Consider the following 18131-nt stretch of genomic DNA (forward strand, 5'->3'; position numbering starts at 1 on the left):
GCTGCACGTCCCCTATCGAACAGCAATTTAAGTGACAGGAATTTGTGGTGACTGTGGATTACTCTATTCGGGGGCTCGCTCCCAGTGAGGCGCTCTACGTCGACTTGGGAGTTTTCATCGGGTATTCGGTGCGGGCTCGCGGCGATTTGAACATATCGGGGCTCTCGGCGGCATTTGCGACATTGCGACGCTCGTATCCTGTGTTGGCTGCGCACGTGGAGACGATCGATGGAGACCATATGATCGTCAAACCATCCGGTCCGCTGCCCGGCCTCAGCGTGCACACAGGGGATCCCGGTCAGCCGCTGAGCGGGGTGAACCTCAGTGCGGGCCGCGCCCTTTCCGGGCTACACGTCGTCGGCGATTCCGCCTGCGCGAGTGTGACTTTACTAACCCACCACTGCATAGCCGACGGTCGCCATTCTGTAGATTTGCTCAGCGATCTGTGGTCTTTCTACACCGACATTGTGGAAGGAAAGACCCCTGACGCGGTTGTTCATGGCTATCCCGAGTCGCTGGAAAAGCTGTTCTCCGAGAGAGGAATCGACACACCCGATGTCGGCAATGACGAACCATTAGAGTCGGCATTAAACAGGCCGCCGACGGCTGGCTATACCGAGCCACATCGTGCGATGACCCAACTGCGTTGTCGTTTGAGCAGGCGAGTCACGACCGGGCTCATCGACTTCGGACGTCACCATGGAGTTACGGTAAACGGCCTAGTATCTGCCGCTATCATGCGGACCGAGTCAGATCTGAGAAGTGTTCGGCTCGCCGACATCGCCTACCATTTTATTGTGGACCTCAGGCCTCACGTCACACCTGCAGTGGATTCCACCGCGGGAACAAATATTGTCGGCTTCCCCGTCTATCGGGCTACGGCCGAGTCCGTAGAAATCGTGGATCTGGCTCGCAGTTTAAATGAGGAATTGCACATCGATCTCGCCGCCGGCCACCTCCAAAGTGAAGCCCTGACAGCCGCGAAGATGGCAGTGCTGTTGCCTGAACCCAACGAGGTTCGTTGCACCAATGGAGGCACGGTTCCACCATTGCGATCGCCCGCAGGACTCAAACTCGAGGACTGCCGGCCCGCGCCAGCTGGGTTTTCCTTTCCTGTTTACATCGTCCATGGGTATGGCGGTCGACTGAACATCGAGTTTGCTTTGCCGCACGGAGCTTCCCGCTACGACATCGGCCGAGGCCGGGAACGGATCAGAACGCTCGAATCCCACCTTCGTTCCGTGGCGTGATTGACCAGGCACCGGTTCCGTGAGGCCGCGCCACGCAAGGTCAGCGGATCAACCGTTATTCAGACAGTCCCGGTCTCGCAGACGAGGCTCAGCGAAATTCCGCAACGCTTCGGAGATGCGTGGGGCGTTGAGATCGGTGATCGTGGCGAGGTAGACGTTGGCGCGGTGTCCGCGGTGAGCGAGGACGGACAGGAGTTGGAGACTGCGGTTGCAGGTGAGGCGGAGGGTGTCTACGACGCCTTCGAGGGAGTCGATGACGAGGTATGCGGGGGTGAAGTCGTGGGTTGTGGCTTGACCGTTGTCGATCAGAGTTTTGCGTTGGGTTGTGAATCGCCAAACGGAATCCATGATGTCGACAGGGTCCGGGTCGGTGTCCGCGGTGGTCGAGAACGTGGGGGTTCTGGACGGGCCAGTGATCATCCATACGTGCGGAGAGTGGCCGCTGAGGGTGTCGGCGAGGGTGTGTGCGAGGTGCGTCGACGCCGCGGGATCGGCGTTCAGGAGGAGATGACCGTCGCGCTGGGGGTGCCACGTTTTGGTACCCCCAGCGTCGTGCACGTCGATGCGGACAGCGATGTCGGTGTCGGGGTCGTCCAGCTCTGTCAGCATCGTGACGGTTCCTTGTGTTCGAGTAGGGAGGTGGGTCGGCTACGAAGCAATCTGTGCCGTGGGGTTGGTGATGCGGGTGCGGAAGAGGTTGGTGAGCTCGTCCGCTCCGGTTCGACCGTTGTCGGCCATCGGTTCGTTCGCGTAGGAGTTGTGCGAATCGGTGGCGAGCGAGGTGGCGTAGTTGAGCACCTCGTCGAGCACGCGGCCTGGGGTGAGATTATCGGCCAGCCGGTTCAAAAGGGGGAACTCGTCGAGGGGGAGTGCGCGGAGGGTCTTGCGGACCGCGTTGTTGACCTGGCCCACGAGTTTGCCGAGATCGGCCGGTAGAGCCACATAGTTCTGGGCCGCGGCGTTGGTGGAGATCCGCGCTGCGGTGGTGCCGATCGCGATGTACTCGTTGATAGGCAGCTTGGACACCACGGTCCCGATCATCGAACTGAATTGGCTCGCGAAGCTGATGACTTGGGGTGTGAGGGTCGCCAGCAGTGCCGGAACGGCGAACATGTCACCGCGGTGGATTGCATCGGTGAGCTGCGAGACGGTGGTGGCCATCGGGGCGATGTCTGCCCCGGGGATGGTCATTTCTGCGACCTTTGCGCTCAGTGTTGAGACGTTGCCGGCGAGGTCGAGTGCGAGCTGCGGCACGGTGAGCATGTTGCCTGTGGTCACTGCGGTGTTCAGTTTGCCGAGCGTGTCGGTCAGGGGTTGGCCGTCGAGACCGAGAAGCGTGGTGACGACTCCGGCGACCGAAGACGCGGGATCGGTGGCGTCGATCTTCGATCCGAGTTGCCCGATGAACTGTGTGGCGATGGCGTCGTCGGGGGTGTTGCAGTACGTGTCGTCGGGATCGCACACGCTGGCGGTGACGTTGTTGAGAGCTCCGAATCCCTTGGGTCGCGCACCGACGAAGCCGTTGCCGGTGGTCTTGGTTCCGAGTTGAACGCCGGCGGTCGGGCTCTGGCCGGGGTCGGCCATCAGGCCCACGGCAAAGATGCGATCGGCGCTCACCGGGCCCTCGCCGTTTCCGATCTTGCTGGCTAGATCTCCCGCGGCGTCGGCCCCTTGGGAGAAGCCGGTCAGCCCGAACTTGGTGCTCGGGCATTCGGCTGCCTTCTCGGAGATGTGTTGCGATGCGCGATCGATCGCTTCCTTCTTACTGGTTCCGTAGGTCTGGGCCTTGTCGTTCACGATCGTCGCGACGTAGGGAACTGTGTATGTCTGCAGTTCCTGGGATGAGAACTCGGAGTCGAGTGGGTCCACGACGTTGCGGAGCATTCCGACCGGCACATTCGGATCGGCCTGCTCGTTGGTTTCCGTGGTGCCGGGTATGGCCACCAAGATGTTGTCCGGGCATGCCGGAGCACCGGCTTGCGGATCGGCAATGGCGGAGGGAATGACGACGATGCTGGCAGCGACGGCGAGCCCGACTGCGCTGACAACGATCCTCTTGCGTGTACGAGATGCGGTCATGATGTGCGTCCTTTGTAGGTGAGAGCGGGGTTGGTGCAGGTGGACTTCAGCTCGCCAAGGCGGACTCATGGTGTGATCGGGTGTAGAAGAACGTCCGCTTTCCCGGCGAGGGAGTGTTGCCGGTGCGTGCTGCTACTCCGTCGCGGACTCGCGCGACAGCGCGGCTCAAGCGCTGTCGAAGGGCTGCCGGTGAGCAGTTCTCCTCGACGGCGAGCGATGCGAGATCGGCACCTTCGGTGACGAGATATGCACGGATCAGAAGTGAGTGCTCGTCGGCAGTGATGGTCTTGGACTGCACTGCCCATGCAAGAACCGAATGCAATTCCCGTGCCGATACCTCCCCCGGATTGCTGGTCGTGCGGTCATCGGATCCGTCGGCAACCCGGTGGAGCTGGTCGGGTTCGGCCGGCGTTTCCACCGCAGATTCGCAGGTCTTGGTGATCAGACCCAGCGTCCGAAGCGAGAGTGCCCCGGCAATCCCAGTGCCGCCGGGACGGTGCGAAGCGATCACCTCGTAGAACGCGGCGATGGTACGCGAGGCACGTTCTTCGCGGCTGTGATCGGTTCCGTCCAGCCGCGCGTAGCGATGGATTCGGACCAGCTTGGGGAGCATCAACCGGACCAAAACTGTGCCGGCGAGGGCGCTGCCTGCACTGTGCTCGGTGAGCAGAAGGGACAGGGTGGCGTCACTGTCCTGAGCGGCAAGCTCAGCGATGTCGGCCACGGAGCGAGCGGACGACCATGCGGGGTGTCGATCGGCCCACGTGCGGACTTCGCGGCCTGCGAGAGCGTCGACACAGAGATTGGTCCACTCGGCGTTGATCGTCGTAAACAGCGATGTGCTGTATCCGAGTGGGGTGGAGGAATGCGAGGAAGGCTGCGGCGAGGTCACTGGGGCGCTCCTGATAGAGGCAACTGAAGTTCGATCGCCTCTGACACAAACAGCGCCTTATATCCGCTGAGCTGCGGATTCTTACTCGAAAAGGCGGAGCTGTTATACCCGCCGGGTCCGGCGGAACCAGAAAACGGCAGCGCCCCGCGTTCGACATAGACCGCTGTGACCTGCGGTTACACGGCGACGGTGATAACAGCCCGACGAATCGCAGCGGGGCGGTGAAAAAAAGTTCGAGAAATTTCCGGTCGCCTCTGTCACAGACCCGCCCGCGAAGGGATCTACCTGTTCTCAGAAGCCCGTACACGGCGGGCTACCGACAGGAGGACCCCGGATGGACGACCACGATCCGTCGGCCGCATTGCTCTCGGACACCGCTCGCGTGCACTCGGTGTCCGAAGAGATCCGCGGCCTCGCGGCGCAACTCGGCGACAATCCGCTCAGCGCAGAGATCGCCAGCCGCGTCCGCGAGGTCGTGCTCGGTGAGCCGGCCGAGCAGGCGCGGGCAGCGCTCGAACGGATGATGGCGACCCGGGGTCGAGGCGCTCTGCGATTGGTCGACGAGGGCTTCGTACCCGCCACGGTCGAGCCGTCTCGGCACGAGGAGATCTCATGAAGATCCATCTCCGTAAGAAGGGCTCGAACAAGCCGACAGAAGCTGCGCCGGCCACCGAGCTTCATCAGTGGGCCGGCAAGCAAGCGGTCGCGACCAAGGCGATGAAGTGGGGTCTGTTCGCGGCGATCGGCTCCGGAGTGGTGGCACTGGTTCTCGTCTTGGCCGGCGTCGGGTCCACGACGCCGATCCAGAGCAAGGCAAACCCTCAGACGGTCATCGACACAGCCCGCGAAGCAGCAGCGACCGACCTCGCGCAGGACTTCGTGTTGACGTGGTTGCAATCCAAGCGAGGAGACGAGAAAGCCCTCGCGCGCTTCGTCCGCACCGACGGCATGTCGCTTCCGGCTCAGGCGAGCTATACCGCGTCCGAACCTCGAATCGCGAGCGTGAAAGCAATCGACCCGCCGGCGCGAAATCAGGGTCCCACAGGATCGACATCGCAAGGAGGACCGCTACAGGCGGCCGGCCAGAACTACGCGATCGTTGTGTCGGTCTCGGTGGTTCCGATCGGGGCAGACCCGGCGACGAAGCCGGAACGTCGATACTTCTCGGTCCCTGTCGTGTTCGTGGGAGACGACGCGCGGGCTGCAGCAGTCCCTGCTGCTGTGGCGGCCCCGGCAACCGGCGGTGACCTCACACTCGGCTACCGATTCCGAGTCGGCCTCGATCACTCGCTCACCCAGTCGATCAGCCAGTTCCTCTCGGCAATGGTTGCCGGTGCCGGAGAAATTTCTCGCTACACCTCACCCGGCACACCGATCCGTGCCGTCACCCCCGCGCCGTACACCAGTGTCCAGATCAACGACCTCGTCTCGGACACCGACTTCTCGGCGGGTGCGTCCGGATCCCCGGCAGATGGTGCGACGGTACGGGTGCTCGCCACCGCGACCGTCACAGCCACGGACCGAGCGCAGACCTCGACCGTGCAATACCCGCTGACAGCGATCGCCCGGGGTGGCCGGTGGGAAGTATCCGCGCTCGACCCGATGCCGTTGCTCGCGAACTCGACCGGACTCAGCGCAGCAACCCCAACCATTGCGGTGCCGACCTCGACTGGTGCCAGCACTACCTCCTCCGTTCCCGCAGCGCCCGTTCAACCGAACTGACGCTCTGCTCCCCCTATCCGAAAGGTACGAACAATGACCATTACCTCGATCCTGGCCGATCCGTCGTCGACCGTCGTCGCCGAAGGAATCATCGAATGGGCCAACAACAAAGGTGCGGAGGTGCAGGGCCTCATCCGCACTCTCGTGGGCGTCGGCGTCGCCGGGTTCATCGCCGCGATTGCTTTCAAAAGTCACTTCGCCATTGCCAAAACACTGGTGGCGATCGTGGTCGGCGGGGCACTGATCTGGGTGATGTGGAACATCACCGCCGTCAAAGACAGTGTCGGCGACGAGCTTCCCGGCTCCGCCTCGCCACAAAGCAGCGAGGTCGTCGTGGTGCCCGATCCGATCGCGGCGTTCATCTGACACTGCTCGGCCAACTCACGAACACCTCGATTCAACGACCCCCGCAGGAGTGTGACCGACCATGACCGAACAGCAGGCCTCCTCGCGGAGCGTGGTCAAGATGTTCACCAAAGCGCGCAATTTTCCGCAGCTGATCGGCAAAGCGCCAGACGGCCGAAAGATCCCCGGTGGCCCCTACACCCTGACCCAGTTCGTCGGCGCGGGTATTGCAGGCGGACTGCTGTGGCTGACCCAGTCGCTGTGGGCGCAGGGCAGTGTCATCACCAACGGTGTCATCTTCCTCGGTGTCACCGGCGGCACCCTGTGGGCGTTGGGGAGGCTGCCGCAGGGAGCACGGAATCCGATCTCAGTAGTCCGGGGTGTCGGGCGCGCGGCTACCGGGGCGATGTCACCGTCGAGGATCAATGGCGAGCCGATCCGGATCAAACGCCCTCACGCGGTACTGGGGTCGGTGATCATCCTCGACACCCCGCCAAGCCACGACGCTGCTATCAGTGAACCAGCAGTCATCAGAGCATCCAGCGATCGAGTAGAGAACGCCGCGGCACCGGTGGAGCTCGACGACAACGCAGCGCCGGCCGCACCAGCATTCAGACCTCTGACCCAACCGCGGCCGGAGCGAAAGATCGCACCAGCGCCAGCCCGGCCGCGATCGGACGGCGAACGCCAGCGCTCGCAGAGTCCAGCCCTGGCCGAAGCGTTCGGCGTCGCCAACCTGGCACCGGCGAGCAGCGTTCAGCAGCTGCTTGCCATGGCTGCAGCGGCCCCCACCCCGACCCGAGAGAAGGCGTAATGCAACAACCGAACCGGCTCGTCACCTCGAACTTGCGCTGGACCCGCTCCGGAGTCGTCTGGGCGGACTACGTCCTGACCGGAATCCCGTACGGGTACCGGCCGATCGAAGACCGACAGACCGCGCGGGCGATGCACAAGATGTTGCTGCGCGCTCTTCCTGGCGAATCTCTCCTGCTCAGTGTCGCGGTCAGTCTGGACCCAATGACCATCGTCGAGCGCATGGAACGGGGTGTCGATCTCGATCTCCATCCCGCGTGGGCAGACGAATGCGACGCCACGATCGACCGCCTGGAGGAGATCCGACCCGGCCAGCGAATCTACTGGCTGTCCATCCCCCTGGCCAACCACGGCTTCGGTGACACCGTCAAGGCCGCAACGTCCGCCGCATGGTCCTCGGTGGCCGATCTGCTGGGGATGCCGCCCTCGTCGATTCCCGTCGAGGAGAGAGAACGCCGCGCAGCTCAGGCCGCGCAGATCGCCGCGGCCATCCCTGCCTTCTACGATGCGACCCCCGCAACCCCCTCCCAGATGGTGTGGCTGCACCAACATGCTCTGCAGCGCGGCCTCGGCCTCGATACCGACATGCCCACCGCTCTAGATCATCCGGCAGGCACTGCTCGAGGATCCTTCACTGCCGCGCGGCTCGACGAAGGGGCTCAAAGCGATCGCCCCGAATCGGGCTGGCGGGCCAAGGCGCCGACCTTGTCGCGTGTGCTCAAAGTCGACCAGCCGTGGGAGGTAACGCCACCGCCGGCCAGCTATCAGTGCTTCCTGGTGCTCGCCGCCACTCCTTCGGGCGGCACGCTGTTTCCAGGCTCGGAGTACCTGACCCTCGCGGACAACCTGGGCGGCGTCGATGTCGACTGGGCAATTCGGTTCAAGAACTCCGCTGCATCGGAGGTTCTGAAGAAGAACCGCCGCGCCTTGGTGCAGATGAACGATCAATACACCCAGCGAGAAGACGAATTGAGCACCGGCAGCGTCCTCGACGACGCTGCCGTCGCCCTCGCGGAATACAACGCGCTTCTGGAGGCGGACGCAATGGAGATGGAAGTGCAATCCACCACCGTCTTCTGTGTCGCCGCCGCGGACGAAGAGACGGCCATCGCATATCAGCGCGAGCTGGCGAAGGAGTTCGAGGGTTCGACCTACAGGTTGCAGTCACCGATCGGATTCCAGGAGGAGCTGTTCTGGGCAATGACACCCGGCGTGCCGACGCCGGCGATCTGCAACGAGTTCGCGCAGATCACCACATCCGAACATTTCGCCGCGTACGTACCGGTCACCCGCAACGATCTCGGCGACGGAGACGGCCCGCTGATCGCACTCAACATTTCCTCGGCCCGCACTGGCGTCGTGCACCACGACATCGCCAAGAAAGCGTCACGTGACGTTTCGGGTTCGGTGGGAGTGTGTGGCAACTTGGGATCAGGCAAGTCCGGCTACTTGAAAACAACCGGTAACCAGGTCGTCGACCGCGGCGGCCAAGTCATCGTGGTCGACCGGACCCCTCTGGGCGAATACGCACTGTGGGCCGAAGCGATCACCGACGCGGTGGTCGTCGATACCGCAGCACCGGACGTCACGATGGACCCTCTTCGGCTGTTCTCGCCCGCACGAGGAGGGGAAGTTGCGGTGTCTATTCTGTTGCCGCTGTTGCAACTTCAGCCCGACGACCGTTTGGGGGTACTGCTGTCTCAAGTGCTCGAGCCGGAATACCGCGCTCGCTTCGGCAATTTCACTACCCCAGGCCTGGTTTCGCACCTCGAGAAGGACTGCACCCTCGACGGAGCTGCCGAGCTTGCCGGAAAGTTGAAGGTCTACGCGACCAAATCCTATGCAGCAGCGCTGTTTCGGCCGGACCTAGAGCCGTTCAATCCACGCGCAGGAGCCATCGTCTTCCGCACTCACACACTGGAATTGCCCTCGGAGCGAGAAGTGGAGAACGAGCATCTGTTCAAGCAGATGTCGCTCCAGAAGCGGGTAGGGCGAATGATGTACACCCTCATCGCGCAGATCGCCCGCGGCATTTGCTTCGCGGACCCCAACACCCTCGCGGTCTTCCTGCTCGACGAATGCCATCACCTGACGCGCTCGAGCGAAGGTGTCGAGATCATCATCGACTTCATTCGAGACGGCCGCAAACACGACGCCGCGGTGATGCTCGGATCGCACGACCCCGAAGCAGACTTCGGCTCCGAGACGCTGCGAGGGCTCATCCCCACCCGGCTCGTGTTCCGGCAGACGGATCGACGACTAGCGCAAAAATCGTTGAAGTGGCTCGGCGTCGGGGAAGACGATCTCGGACTGCTCAAAGAGCTGATGGAGAACACATCGCCCGTCGAAGGCAAAGACGGATACGTCGCACCGCATCGCCGCGGAGAGGGCTACATGCGCGATCCCGCCGGCAACGTCGGCCGCATCAAGGTCTTACTTCCGGCATCGGAAGCGAGATACCAAGCGGCGAGTACGACTCCGAAAGAATCGACTACCGAGCGCGCTGCGGAGTTGGCGACATGGTGATGTCGAAACGAGTTGTGCGCCGGCCAGGTTCGATTGGCGGCGGCGTCAAGATGGTTCTCGAGCTCGTGCTGTGGTCGTGGATCCCGCGGTCGTGGTGCAGTGTTCTCGCTCGCTTCCTCGGCCCTGTCTTCAAGTGGGTAGTGGCATCTCGAATCCGCCGCGCGATCGTCACAGGTGTCGCTGTCTGGCACATGATCGGTCTGCTGGCGATCGCCCTGGCGTCACCGGCTCATGCCGACCCGGGTGAAACCCTGCCCACCAACAGCACATTCAGCTGGATGGAAGTCCGTGACTCTCACGGAATTCTGGTCTGGGACTACTTCATGTCCATCGACGAAGGCTCGGTCGGGCACCCGATGTACACCGTGTTCTCCACCTTCATCATGCTCGAGTACGAGGTGTACCGCGGGGTGACCGGCTTCGCGATTTGGTTCGTCACCTACGCCTTGCGGTTCGAGTGGCTCGAATTGTTGACTGCGCCGTTCCGTTCGATCGGCGATGCCATGCAAACGGTCACCGATCAGTTCCAGCTCACGGGCCTTCTTCTCACCGCTGCTGCAGGCATCGGAGCGTGGTGGGTCATTCGCGGACGGTGGACGACGGGAGTGTACGAACTCCTGATGGCAGCAGCGATCGCCGCTGCGGCAGTGGGGATCCTGTCCAATCCAGTCGAACGGGTCGCAGGACAAGACGGCCTGATCATGCAGGCGCGCGACGCCGGCGTGCAGCTTGCGGCAGGCCTGGCCAACAAGGGAGACACGACGTCGAGTTCCGACGAACTCATCGACCAGATCTCGGAACAGATGGCCGACACGTTCATCAGGCAACCCACCCAACTGCTGAACTTCGGCCGAGTCATCGACGGCTCGCCCGACGGAGAACGTTGCACTCAAGCCTGGGACGCCGGCCACGAAAAAGCAGACGGCAACACACGAGACACCCTCAAAGACAACATCAAAGGCTGCGGCGGCGAAGGCGCAAAACAGATGAAGGACTTCGCCGATCACCCCGGACCGGGACAGGTCGGGTCCGGGGTCGCGATGCTACTGGCCGGTGTCATCCTGCTCGGATTCGCCACAATTCTGGCGTTCACCCTCATCCTCGCGGTACTCACCGCCCTCGCATCGGCCGTCAAGGGAATTGTGGTGACCGTCGTTGGAATTCTGCCCGGATCCGGCCGCGGAGCATTGTGGAAAACCCTCGCCGCGGTGCTGATGTCGATGGTCATCGTTATCTTCGCGGTGGTGTTCCTCGTCGGATACATGATCGTGATCGGACAGTTGTTCAGAGGAGACGGCGACTCTCCGCTGATGATGAAATTCATCCTGACCGACATCGTTCTGATCGCGGGCATCATTCTCTACCGCCGCGCAGTGAAAGGACTACGCAAAGCTTCCGACGCCCTCGCACGCAAGCTCGGAAGCAGACCAGGAGCCGCGCCCACCGCGATATCGACCAAGACACCGACCAGCCCCCTCGCCCAAGCTGCCTACGCCGGACAAGTGGCCCGCCAGGCCTATCAAGGTGGAAAGGGACTGGCCAAGACAGCCAGCCATGCAACGGCCCGAACCGCCAAGGCGAGTAAAGCTCTCGTCGACGGGACGGCAGCCGCCAGCAGCGCAGCCACACTTGGAACTGCTGCCGTGGTCTACTCGGCCGGGAAGATTGCAACCGCGGGCGTCAAGAAGGTCGTCGGTCGACGGAGCGACGCCAAAGCTACCCAGGCGGCCACCGACACCACCAATGCTTCCGAAACCCACCCCAGCCTTCGCAAACCGATCAACATCGACCTTCCCCCGACGCAGTCGGTCGTCGGCTCCGGTCACTCCCACACTCCGGTCTCCAGCCCCGTCGGAGACCGATCGGCGGTCCGCTCTCACGGCGACAAGACAACGAACGCACCCGGTATCAAGCGGCCGGTGGCCACCGCTCCCGCACTGTCGACTCCAGGAAACCGAGAAGTTCGGGCCAGCCGCGCCACGGTGACCGGCCCTGGAGGCGGACGATTCCGTGAGTACTCCACCGATGAGGGCTCGCCGCTTCTGCTTCCCGACCGGTCCACGCGGCCGTCGAGTGCTCCGCGTCGTGCCCGACCGACCGTCCAACCAGGTGCCACCACGAATCCGACGGAAATCCTCCATCGAGCTGCGTCAGGCGCACGGCGATGACCTTGGTGGCCCCGCCTGAGACAGCGGTGTCGCCGAACTCGAAAGCGCCACGTCGATGGTGGAAACTCGCCCTGGCGGTCGGTATCGCCGCTCTCGGTGTACTCGTCGTCATTCCATTGATGGTCGTCGTACTCGTCACATCGTCAGGTTCCAGCGGTTGTGCCCCCACGGTCTCGTCCGGTACCGGTGGTGATGATGCATCGCCGTTGACCCCGTCCGGTCCCATCGGCAAGCCGACCCGCGATGGCACGACCACGATGACGTCCCCCTTCGGGCAGCGGTGGGGCACGATGCACCAAGGCGTCGACTTCGCGGGCCCGATCGGCACCCCGATCTACGCAGCCCTCGACGGCACTGTGGTCAAAGCCGGACCCGCTCAAGGCTTCGGAATGTGGATCGTCCTCGACTCGATCGTCGACGGAAAACCGGTCTCCACCGTGTACGGGCACATGTATCCCAACGGCGTCCTCGTCAAGGAGGGACAACAGGTCAAGGTCGGCGACCACATCGCCGACATCGGCAACGCCGGCGGCTCCACCGGACCACATCTGCACTTCGAGTACTGGGAAGGCGGCCGTTTACAGGGCGGAACCGCTATCGACCCGATGAGCAAACTCGGTCAGGCGGGAAGCCCCCAATCGTCCGGCGCTGATTCACCGACCGGCGCCGGTACCGCTGTCGATTGTGGCTTCGGCACGGCCGGCGGAGATCTCCGAACCGGATCCGTGCCGCCGGAGTTCGAGCCGTGGATCCGCAAAGCAGGAGCCGTGTGCCCAGGCGTGGGTGCTCCCCTGATCGCATCCCAACTCTCCGCCGAGAACGGTTTCCGCTACGGCCCGTCCGCTCCGGTATCGAGCACCGGAGCGTTGGGGCCCGCACAATTCATGCCGGGAACCTGGGCAACGTGGGGCAAGGATTACGACGGAGACGGGCGAGCCGACCCGAACTCCATCGGAGATGCAGTGATCTCACAAGCCCACTTCATGTGCGCCATCAACGGAGATATCACCGCAGCCATCGCCGCGAGAAAAGTGAAGGGCGACCCAACTGCACTGACGATTGCCGCCTACAACGCGGGCCCCGCCGCGGTGCTCGCAGCCGGTGGAATGCCATCCGGCGGTGACTACACCACACAAACACAGCCCTATGTGGCGAAGATTCTGGCCGGCCAAGCGCAGTACACATCCGAAGGTTCCACAGGCCGGTTCGTGCCGACCGGAGCTGACGGAGACAATGTCGTCGAGGCTGCACGCCAGTACCTCGGAACCCCCTACGTCTGGGGCGGCGGAGATATCAACGGCCCCTCCCGAGGAGGATTCGACTGCTCAGGACTGACCAGTTTCGCCTACTTCGCGGGCAAGCACATCACCCTGCCCCGCACATCCGAGGCCCAATGGGGAGTGGGTTCGGAGATCCCGATCGATCAAGCGATGCCCGGTGATCTCGTCTTCGGATCATTCGAGGCGAACGGCCCTGGGCACGTCGGTATCTACATCGGCGGCGGTCAGATGATCCACGCCCCCACCACCGGAGACGTCGTCAAACAAGCTCCACTCATGGCTGGAATGAAAGCCCGGAGGATCTGATGTCCCTTGCCGGCCGACGTCTTATAGCCGTCCTCCTCGTCGTTGTAGCCGTGGTGACCATCGCCTGGTCCTGCAGCTCACCCGCCACCGATGAGCCGGAATCGGCACCGGAGACAACGAGCGCGCCAACCGCGCCGTCGCTACCCGAAATCAACACACAGCCAACCGAGACAACCGCTGTACCCGCTCCGATCAGCAGCGCCGCCACAGACGCGGAGACCGCAATCCGTCAAGCACTGACGACCGCCTTCACCTGGTACCCCAGCACCGACACGAGCTCGACCGACGCGTTTCTACGCGCCCGCCGATGGTTCACCGACAACCTCGCTGCAAAACTCTCCACCCCTGCAACGACCGAGCGAGGCCCCGGTGCCCAGTGGGAACAGTGGAAGAAAGAAGACGCCGAAATCACCGCAACCGTCTCGATCGGCTGCTCCGGATGCCCGGCAGATACCGCCGAGCGCATCTATCGAGTCGCGGAGATAACGCAATCGGCCGTCACCTCGGATGCCACGGTCCCCGTCGACTCCACCACGACCGTGTGGGTATCGGCAGTGCCGACCGCAGCCGGGTGGAGTGTGGACACTCTCGATTTCTGACCCTCGCCGCACATGACCCGGAGAGGGTCGCCGGCCACTGAACCGATCGCCCTGTACAGGCAACATGGAACGCACTATTTCCCGTGATCGGTGCCGCCGTTCATAGCCCTGTCGCGCTACGTGACAACCGGCTTCCGTCGGCCCTTAGCTCGCGGATCCGCGAGGAGGAGCCCCACCCCAGGCCGGTCGGGGTGGCTTGCGTATACCGAATCTCGTGGCAGTCACGCCGACGCTGGGGTTGGCGGATGGACGTTGCCCGAGGGTGCGTAAGAGAGGAATCGAACCGCATCCGATGAGCAGTTGATGAGGCGCCGATGCTGCCGCGAATTGGTGGTTATATGCCCCGGATGTGGGAAGGTCGCTGCAAGCCTTACTCGCTTCGCATCGCCGTTTGCAGCGTACCCCCCATGTCAAGGGGTGTCGAGCGCACATAGCTGTTCCCGCGACGGTCAGTCGCAACACGGAACGCGACTTGCCCGTCCCCAATCGCACCCTCACCGATAGAGCACTGGTGACCGATCGGTGCGCCACTGATGGGGCCATGAACGCATGCGCTGCAGCGCGAGATGAAAGGTTGTCGGAAAAAGATTCACCGCGGCTGTCACAGAAGTCGACGCACCTGGATCTACCTGTTCTCGAGAAGGCACGACGAGACAGGGAGTCCCCATGAGCGCACCGACACGACTACACGTAGCGAGGGCACGTTCGAGGAGCAGTCGATCTACGGCCGGCCCCCTGAGTCCTGTCATCGATCGAGGAGCGCTGCCGAACTTCGCTCGGATCGAGACCCTCAGGCTCGACGATCCCACCAACCGGATCGTGACCCTCGCAACCACCGACGAGGTCTGGTCGCTCGTCGTCGAGTGGAATTCGAGCAACCTGCTCGTCGACACCGAAGACGAACGATTGATCAGACTTGTCGATGCGGCTCTCCGCGCTGCGCACTGCCAGCCTCACGCCGCGTGCCGTTTCACCCTCGACTACAACCCGACCCATCTCAACAACGAAGTCGGCCGACGCAGCGTGGCCTTGACCGCAACGATGCGCCCAACTTCCGGTGACGGGATCCTGATCACGATCACCCGGGATGCATGATGTGCGCGCTACCCAACCCGACTCAGGCACCCCTCGACGGATACCGGTCGCTACGTGATGCACCCTCGCTCGACCCCCAGAACAATCCGTGGATCCGCAACTGTGTGCTCTACGTTGCCGGTGGAGTCGTGTCGGCAGCACTGGGCCCGATCCTGAACCTCGACACAGCGATCGCATGGGGTGGAGCAGCACTCGGCGTCGGCGCGGGCGCGGCCGTCAGCTACAACGGCTATCGCGCCACGATCCGAGCCGAAGAGACCGATCGTGCGATCGAGCAGCTCTGCCGGCTGACCGCGTCACCGCCGACCCGTGATGTCCTGACGGCGACTCGGTGGAGCGGCCAGTGGCCCGGCCGTCCGGGCAGAATCACCGTCCGCTACCAGTCGGCCGCGCTCCTTCTCGACGAACAGTGGGAGCCCCGCGTCGTCGAATTGCTCTCCCAGCAGAGCTGGGGCCGGTACCGGATCCAGAAGCACAACACACGCAAACGCCGTCTCGTTCTCGTCCCGGACACACGGTCCGTCTCCGAGACGCATGTCTCGCCCGAACTCGTCAAAGCCACGCGCACGATTCTCGCGCTGCTAGGGCCGACCGGAAAGATCACCAGACACGAGACGGACCCGAGCACCGGGGATCTTGTAGCTGTCGAAGCCACCCATGAGGTCGGACATCGACTCGAGTCCGAGGGCTATCGGGCCCGAGTACAACGAGTAGTGAGCGTCAATCTGCCCGGTCGGTGGCGTGCTCGCTGGAACCTCGAAACGGACTGGGTGCGTTTCGAGGTGCGCCCGACCTTTCCGAAGAAGCTCTACAACCCGGCCGGCCTCGGCGACGCGGAATCCACGACCGATCTCGGCGACCTCGCGCACTCCGACTACGACTCGGTCGCGATTTCGTACGGCGAGGACGAGGACGGCAACCCCATGGTGTGGCGGCCGGCGATCGACCCACACTTCATGCTCGTCGGTGCATCCGGAACCGGAAAGACCGTCACCGCACACACCCTGCTGACACAGCTCACCGCGCACGGTTGGCCGGTATGGGTCGTCGACGGAAAAGGGGTCGAGTTCTTGGGCTTCCAGGACTGGCCGAATGTACAGATCGTCGCCAGCCACATGGAGCACCAGGTCGCGGTCATCTATCGGTTCTGGAATCTCATGGAAACCCGGTACTCGCTGATCGTCAACGGAGAAGCTACCGAGGCCGACTTTGAGCCCGTCGTTCTGTTCATCGACGAGTACGCCGACTTCCGAGGCAACCTGCTCAACTGGTACTCGAGCATCAAAGGTAAGGGTGATCCCACCAAGCCGAAGACCCTCCAGGAAGTGGCGTCGATCGGACGAAAAGGCCGCACAGCGAAGTGCCACATGGTGCTGGGAACGCAGCGACCCGATGCCGAGTACTTCGGCGGCGACATGCGAGACAACTTTCGCCAGCGCGTATCGATGGGCCGTCTGAGTCCGCAGGGCGCGTTGATGATGTGGGAATCGGCAACCACTGGAGTCGGTATCCCGCGCGGATGTCGTGGGCGGGCGACCAGTGTCAACGACCACAACCAAGCGGTCGAAATTCAGACCTACTTCACTCCCGACCCCCGCAAGACTGAGCCCGGGGCCGACGACGCAGCGGTGCTGGACCGCCTGCGTCCTCTCGAAGTGCGGCACGAGCGGTTGGTGATCCTCGACCCGGATCCCGGCGGCACCGTGGACGGCGACGAAGAGATCCGTTTCCATCACGTCTCCGGCGCGCCCTGGGCGCGCGCGTCGGACCATCCCAATCTCGATCCCGTCGCCAGGCGAAAGACGCGCGCGGACAGTGATTCAGCTCGTCGCGCATCGTCGCCGATGGCAATGCTCAATCTCGACACCCCCACCGTTCGCCAGCCCAAGCCCGACGCGCAGACGCCGAAAGAAAAAGCCGTGTCCGGCGTCCCGGGCTCTCCGATGCACAAGGACCGCCCGCACCTGCAGGTGGTCCCCGACGCCGGTACCGACGTCGACGACTGGGAGGGCTACGGCGAATCCGAAGACACTGCTCCGGTCGACCTCGTTGCCGGCGACCTAGTTCTCCTCGACGAGGACGCCGGGATCTGGGTCGTCGTCGACAACGAACCCGACATCTACGGAGACGAGTCGGGTGACGACATGGTCGGGCTGACCTGGCGTGGCGACGGCGACGACGAGGGGGTGCTCGACATTCCTCTCGACGCGACTGTTCAAGTTCGTCGCCCCCTTGCCCTCGCCACCTGAATCACTCTGCGACACACACGATCAGAAGAGGAACAACCACATGTCCCAACACGGCAACAACAGCAAAGCCCTCTCCGACGACGATCAGATGGCGCTGATCTGGATCGCCCCACTCGCAGCCACCATGGCTCTCGGATCCGCAGGCCTGTGGTGGTCGACGGCAATCGCCTGGCTGGTCGAGCACTCCATTCTGATCGCCAGCGAGGCATCCCCGATGGTGCAGATCCCAGCATCGGACGGTGCCGGGCTCGACGGTCGACGACTGATCATCGCTCTCGCCGTCGTCGTCGCCCTCGGTGCCGTCGCGATCAGCGCCGGCCGCTCGGCCTACTCAGCCCGACAGGCTCGACTGCACCGAGGAGACCGGGGATGAGAACGAAAGCCACCAGTGGTCGCCGCGCAGAACTACGCGCGATCGCGAGCAGAGAATCGTTCACGATGCCGCTCGGTCAGTGTGTCCGAGACAGCAACTGGGCCGCCCGCGAAACGGCGGTCGCAGAGCTGCTGCAGTCACGGATCCCACGTCTCGAACGGCGCCGGAAAGCAACCGTCGCTGCAGCGCATCTCCTCGAATCGTGCGAGACCTGCCCGCTCGCGGCCTTCGTCGCATGCCGCACAAGAGCCGAGGCAGATAGCTATACCGGCGTCGCGGCAGGCGGACTGTACGACCGAGGAACTCTCATCACCGAAGAAAAACGACCCGACGGTCTGGACGCGATGCACTCCCGCGAGGTAGTGTCCCCAACATCTGATGTGCGGTCTGACCAACCGCATCAACTGAAAAGGGATGCACCATGACTGACGTCG

At 63.4% G+C, this 18131-nt stretch carries 15 protein-coding genes; 12 read left to right on the forward strand and 3 right to left on the reverse strand.

Annotation, left to right across the window (positions count from 1 at the left end; genetic code table 11):
- Nucleotides 1–47 precede the first annotated feature (47 nt).
- Entirely contained in the window at nt 48–1250 is a 1203-nt protein-coding gene (locus CH306_RS25320; RefSeq protein WP_032365006.1) for a phthiocerol/phthiodiolone dimycocerosyl transferase family protein, read from the forward strand.
- A gap of 48 nt (nt 1251–1298) precedes the next feature.
- Here CH306_RS25320 and CH306_RS25325 read toward each other — a convergent pair whose 3' ends face one another.
- The 3 genes from CH306_RS25325 to CH306_RS25335 are packed head-to-tail and all read right to left on the reverse strand — an operon-like array spanning nt 1299 to nt 4221.
- Nucleotides 1299–1859 (reverse strand): hypothetical protein, encoded by a 561-nt coding sequence (locus CH306_RS25325; protein WP_015586139.1) that lies wholly within the window; start codon nt 1857–1859, stop codon nt 1299–1301.
- 39 nt (nt 1860–1898) lie between these two features.
- Nucleotides 1899–3329, reverse strand: a complete 1431-nt coding sequence (locus CH306_RS25330; RefSeq protein ID WP_015586140.1) for a cutinase family protein — start codon at nt 3327–3329, stop codon at nt 1899–1901.
- Nucleotides 3330–3375: 46 nt separating this feature from the next.
- Complete coding sequence (locus tag CH306_RS25335) at nt 3376–4221, reverse strand: hypothetical protein (protein WP_015586141.1); 846 nt, start codon at nt 4219–4221, stop codon at nt 3376–3378.
- Between the two features lie 334 nt (nt 4222–4555).
- On the opposite strand from CH306_RS25335, the gene CH306_RS25340 reads away from it, so the two are divergent.
- From CH306_RS25340 to CH306_RS25390, 11 genes are all read left to right on the forward strand, one after another.
- Complete coding sequence (locus tag CH306_RS25340) at nt 4556–4837, forward strand: hypothetical protein (protein WP_015586142.1); 282 nt, start codon at nt 4556–4558, stop codon at nt 4835–4837.
- Nucleotides 4834–5943 (forward strand): conjugal transfer protein, encoded by a 1110-nt coding sequence (locus CH306_RS25345; RefSeq protein ID WP_094631017.1) that lies wholly within the window; start codon nt 4834–4836, stop codon nt 5941–5943. Before CH306_RS25340 ends, CH306_RS25345 begins: the two co-directional genes overlap by 4 nt.
- Nucleotides 5944–5976: 33 nt before the next feature.
- Complete coding sequence (locus CH306_RS25350; RefSeq protein ID WP_015586144.1) at nt 5977–6309, forward strand: hypothetical protein; 333 nt, start codon at nt 5977–5979, stop codon at nt 6307–6309.
- A gap of 61 nt (nt 6310–6370) precedes the next feature.
- Nucleotides 6371–7102 (forward strand): hypothetical protein, encoded by a 732-nt coding sequence (locus CH306_RS25355; protein ID WP_015586145.1) that lies wholly within the window; start codon nt 6371–6373, stop codon nt 7100–7102.
- The gene (locus CH306_RS25360; RefSeq protein WP_015586146.1) at nt 7102–9627 is read left to right on the forward strand and encodes an ATP-binding protein; all 2526 of its coding nucleotides are present in this window, start codon (nt 7102–7104) and stop codon (nt 9625–9627) included. Before CH306_RS25355 ends, CH306_RS25360 begins: the two co-directional genes overlap by 1 nt.
- A gap of 50 nt (nt 9628–9677) precedes the next feature.
- Entirely contained in the window at nt 9678–11795 is a 2118-nt protein-coding gene (locus CH306_RS25365) for a hypothetical protein (protein WP_141214634.1), read from the forward strand.
- A 119-nt stretch (nt 11796–11914) separates the two neighbouring features.
- Nucleotides 11915–13381 carry a peptidoglycan DD-metalloendopeptidase family protein gene (locus CH306_RS25370; RefSeq protein ID WP_072692242.1) on the forward strand — a complete coding sequence of 489 codons (1467 nt, stop codon included), beginning with the start codon at nt 11915–11917 and terminating at the stop codon, nt 13379–13381.
- Entirely contained in the window at nt 13381–13980 is a 600-nt protein-coding gene (locus CH306_RS29615; RefSeq protein ID WP_015586149.1) for a hypothetical protein, read from the forward strand. The genes CH306_RS25370 and CH306_RS29615 overlap by 1 nt, the downstream gene beginning before the upstream one ends.
- A gap of 666 nt (nt 13981–14646) precedes the next feature.
- Complete coding sequence (locus CH306_RS25380; protein ID WP_015586151.1) at nt 14647–15075, forward strand: hypothetical protein; 429 nt, start codon at nt 14647–14649, stop codon at nt 15073–15075.
- Entirely contained in the window at nt 15072–17324 is a 2253-nt protein-coding gene (locus tag CH306_RS25385) for an FtsK/SpoIIIE domain-containing protein (RefSeq protein WP_015586152.1), read from the forward strand. The genes CH306_RS25380 and CH306_RS25385 overlap by 4 nt, the downstream gene beginning before the upstream one ends.
- Nucleotides 17325–17364: 40 nt before the next feature.
- Nucleotides 17365–17697, forward strand: a complete 333-nt coding sequence (locus tag CH306_RS25390; RefSeq protein ID WP_015586153.1) for a hypothetical protein — start codon at nt 17365–17367, stop codon at nt 17695–17697.
- Nucleotides 17698–18131 lie beyond the last annotated feature (434 nt).

It is taken from the genome of Rhodococcus sp. 15-725-2-2b, from assembly GCF_002259075.1.
Taxonomy (GTDB): Bacteria; Actinomycetota; Actinomycetes; order Mycobacteriales; family Mycobacteriaceae; genus Rhodococcoides.

Excerpts from the sequence above, each read along its gene's own strand:
- CH306_RS25325 (WP_015586139.1), bottom strand. The coding sequence starts at position 1,859 with ATGCTGACAGAGCTGGACGACCCCGACACCGACATCGCTGTCCGCATC.
- CH306_RS25330 (WP_015586140.1), bottom strand. The coding sequence starts at position 3,329 with ATGACCGCATCTCGTACACGCAAGAGGATCGTTGTCAGCGCAGTCGGG.
- CH306_RS25340 (WP_015586142.1), top strand. The coding sequence starts at position 4,556 with ATGGACGACCACGATCCGTCGGCCGCATTGCTCTCGGACACCGCTCGC.
- CH306_RS25345 (WP_094631017.1), top strand. The coding sequence starts at position 4,834 with ATGAAGATCCATCTCCGTAAGAAGGGCTCGAACAAGCCGACAGAAGCT.
- CH306_RS25350 (WP_015586144.1), top strand. The coding sequence starts at position 5,977 with ATGACCATTACCTCGATCCTGGCCGATCCGTCGTCGACCGTCGTCGCC.
- CH306_RS25355 (WP_015586145.1), top strand. The coding sequence starts at position 6,371 with ATGACCGAACAGCAGGCCTCCTCGCGGAGCGTGGTCAAGATGTTCACC.
- CH306_RS25360 (WP_015586146.1), top strand. The coding sequence starts at position 7,102 with ATGCAACAACCGAACCGGCTCGTCACCTCGAACTTGCGCTGGACCCGC.
- CH306_RS25365 (WP_141214634.1), top strand. The coding sequence starts at position 9,678 with ATGGTTCTCGAGCTCGTGCTGTGGTCGTGGATCCCGCGGTCGTGGTGC.
- CH306_RS25370 (WP_072692242.1), top strand. The coding sequence starts at position 11,915 with ATGGTCGTCGTACTCGTCACATCGTCAGGTTCCAGCGGTTGTGCCCCC.
- CH306_RS29615 (WP_015586149.1), top strand. The coding sequence starts at position 13,381 with ATGTCCCTTGCCGGCCGACGTCTTATAGCCGTCCTCCTCGTCGTTGTA.
- CH306_RS25380 (WP_015586151.1), top strand. The coding sequence starts at position 14,647 with ATGAGCGCACCGACACGACTACACGTAGCGAGGGCACGTTCGAGGAGC.
- CH306_RS25385 (WP_015586152.1), top strand. The coding sequence starts at position 15,072 with ATGATGTGCGCGCTACCCAACCCGACTCAGGCACCCCTCGACGGATAC.
- CH306_RS25390 (WP_015586153.1), top strand. The coding sequence starts at position 17,365 with ATGTCCCAACACGGCAACAACAGCAAAGCCCTCTCCGACGACGATCAG.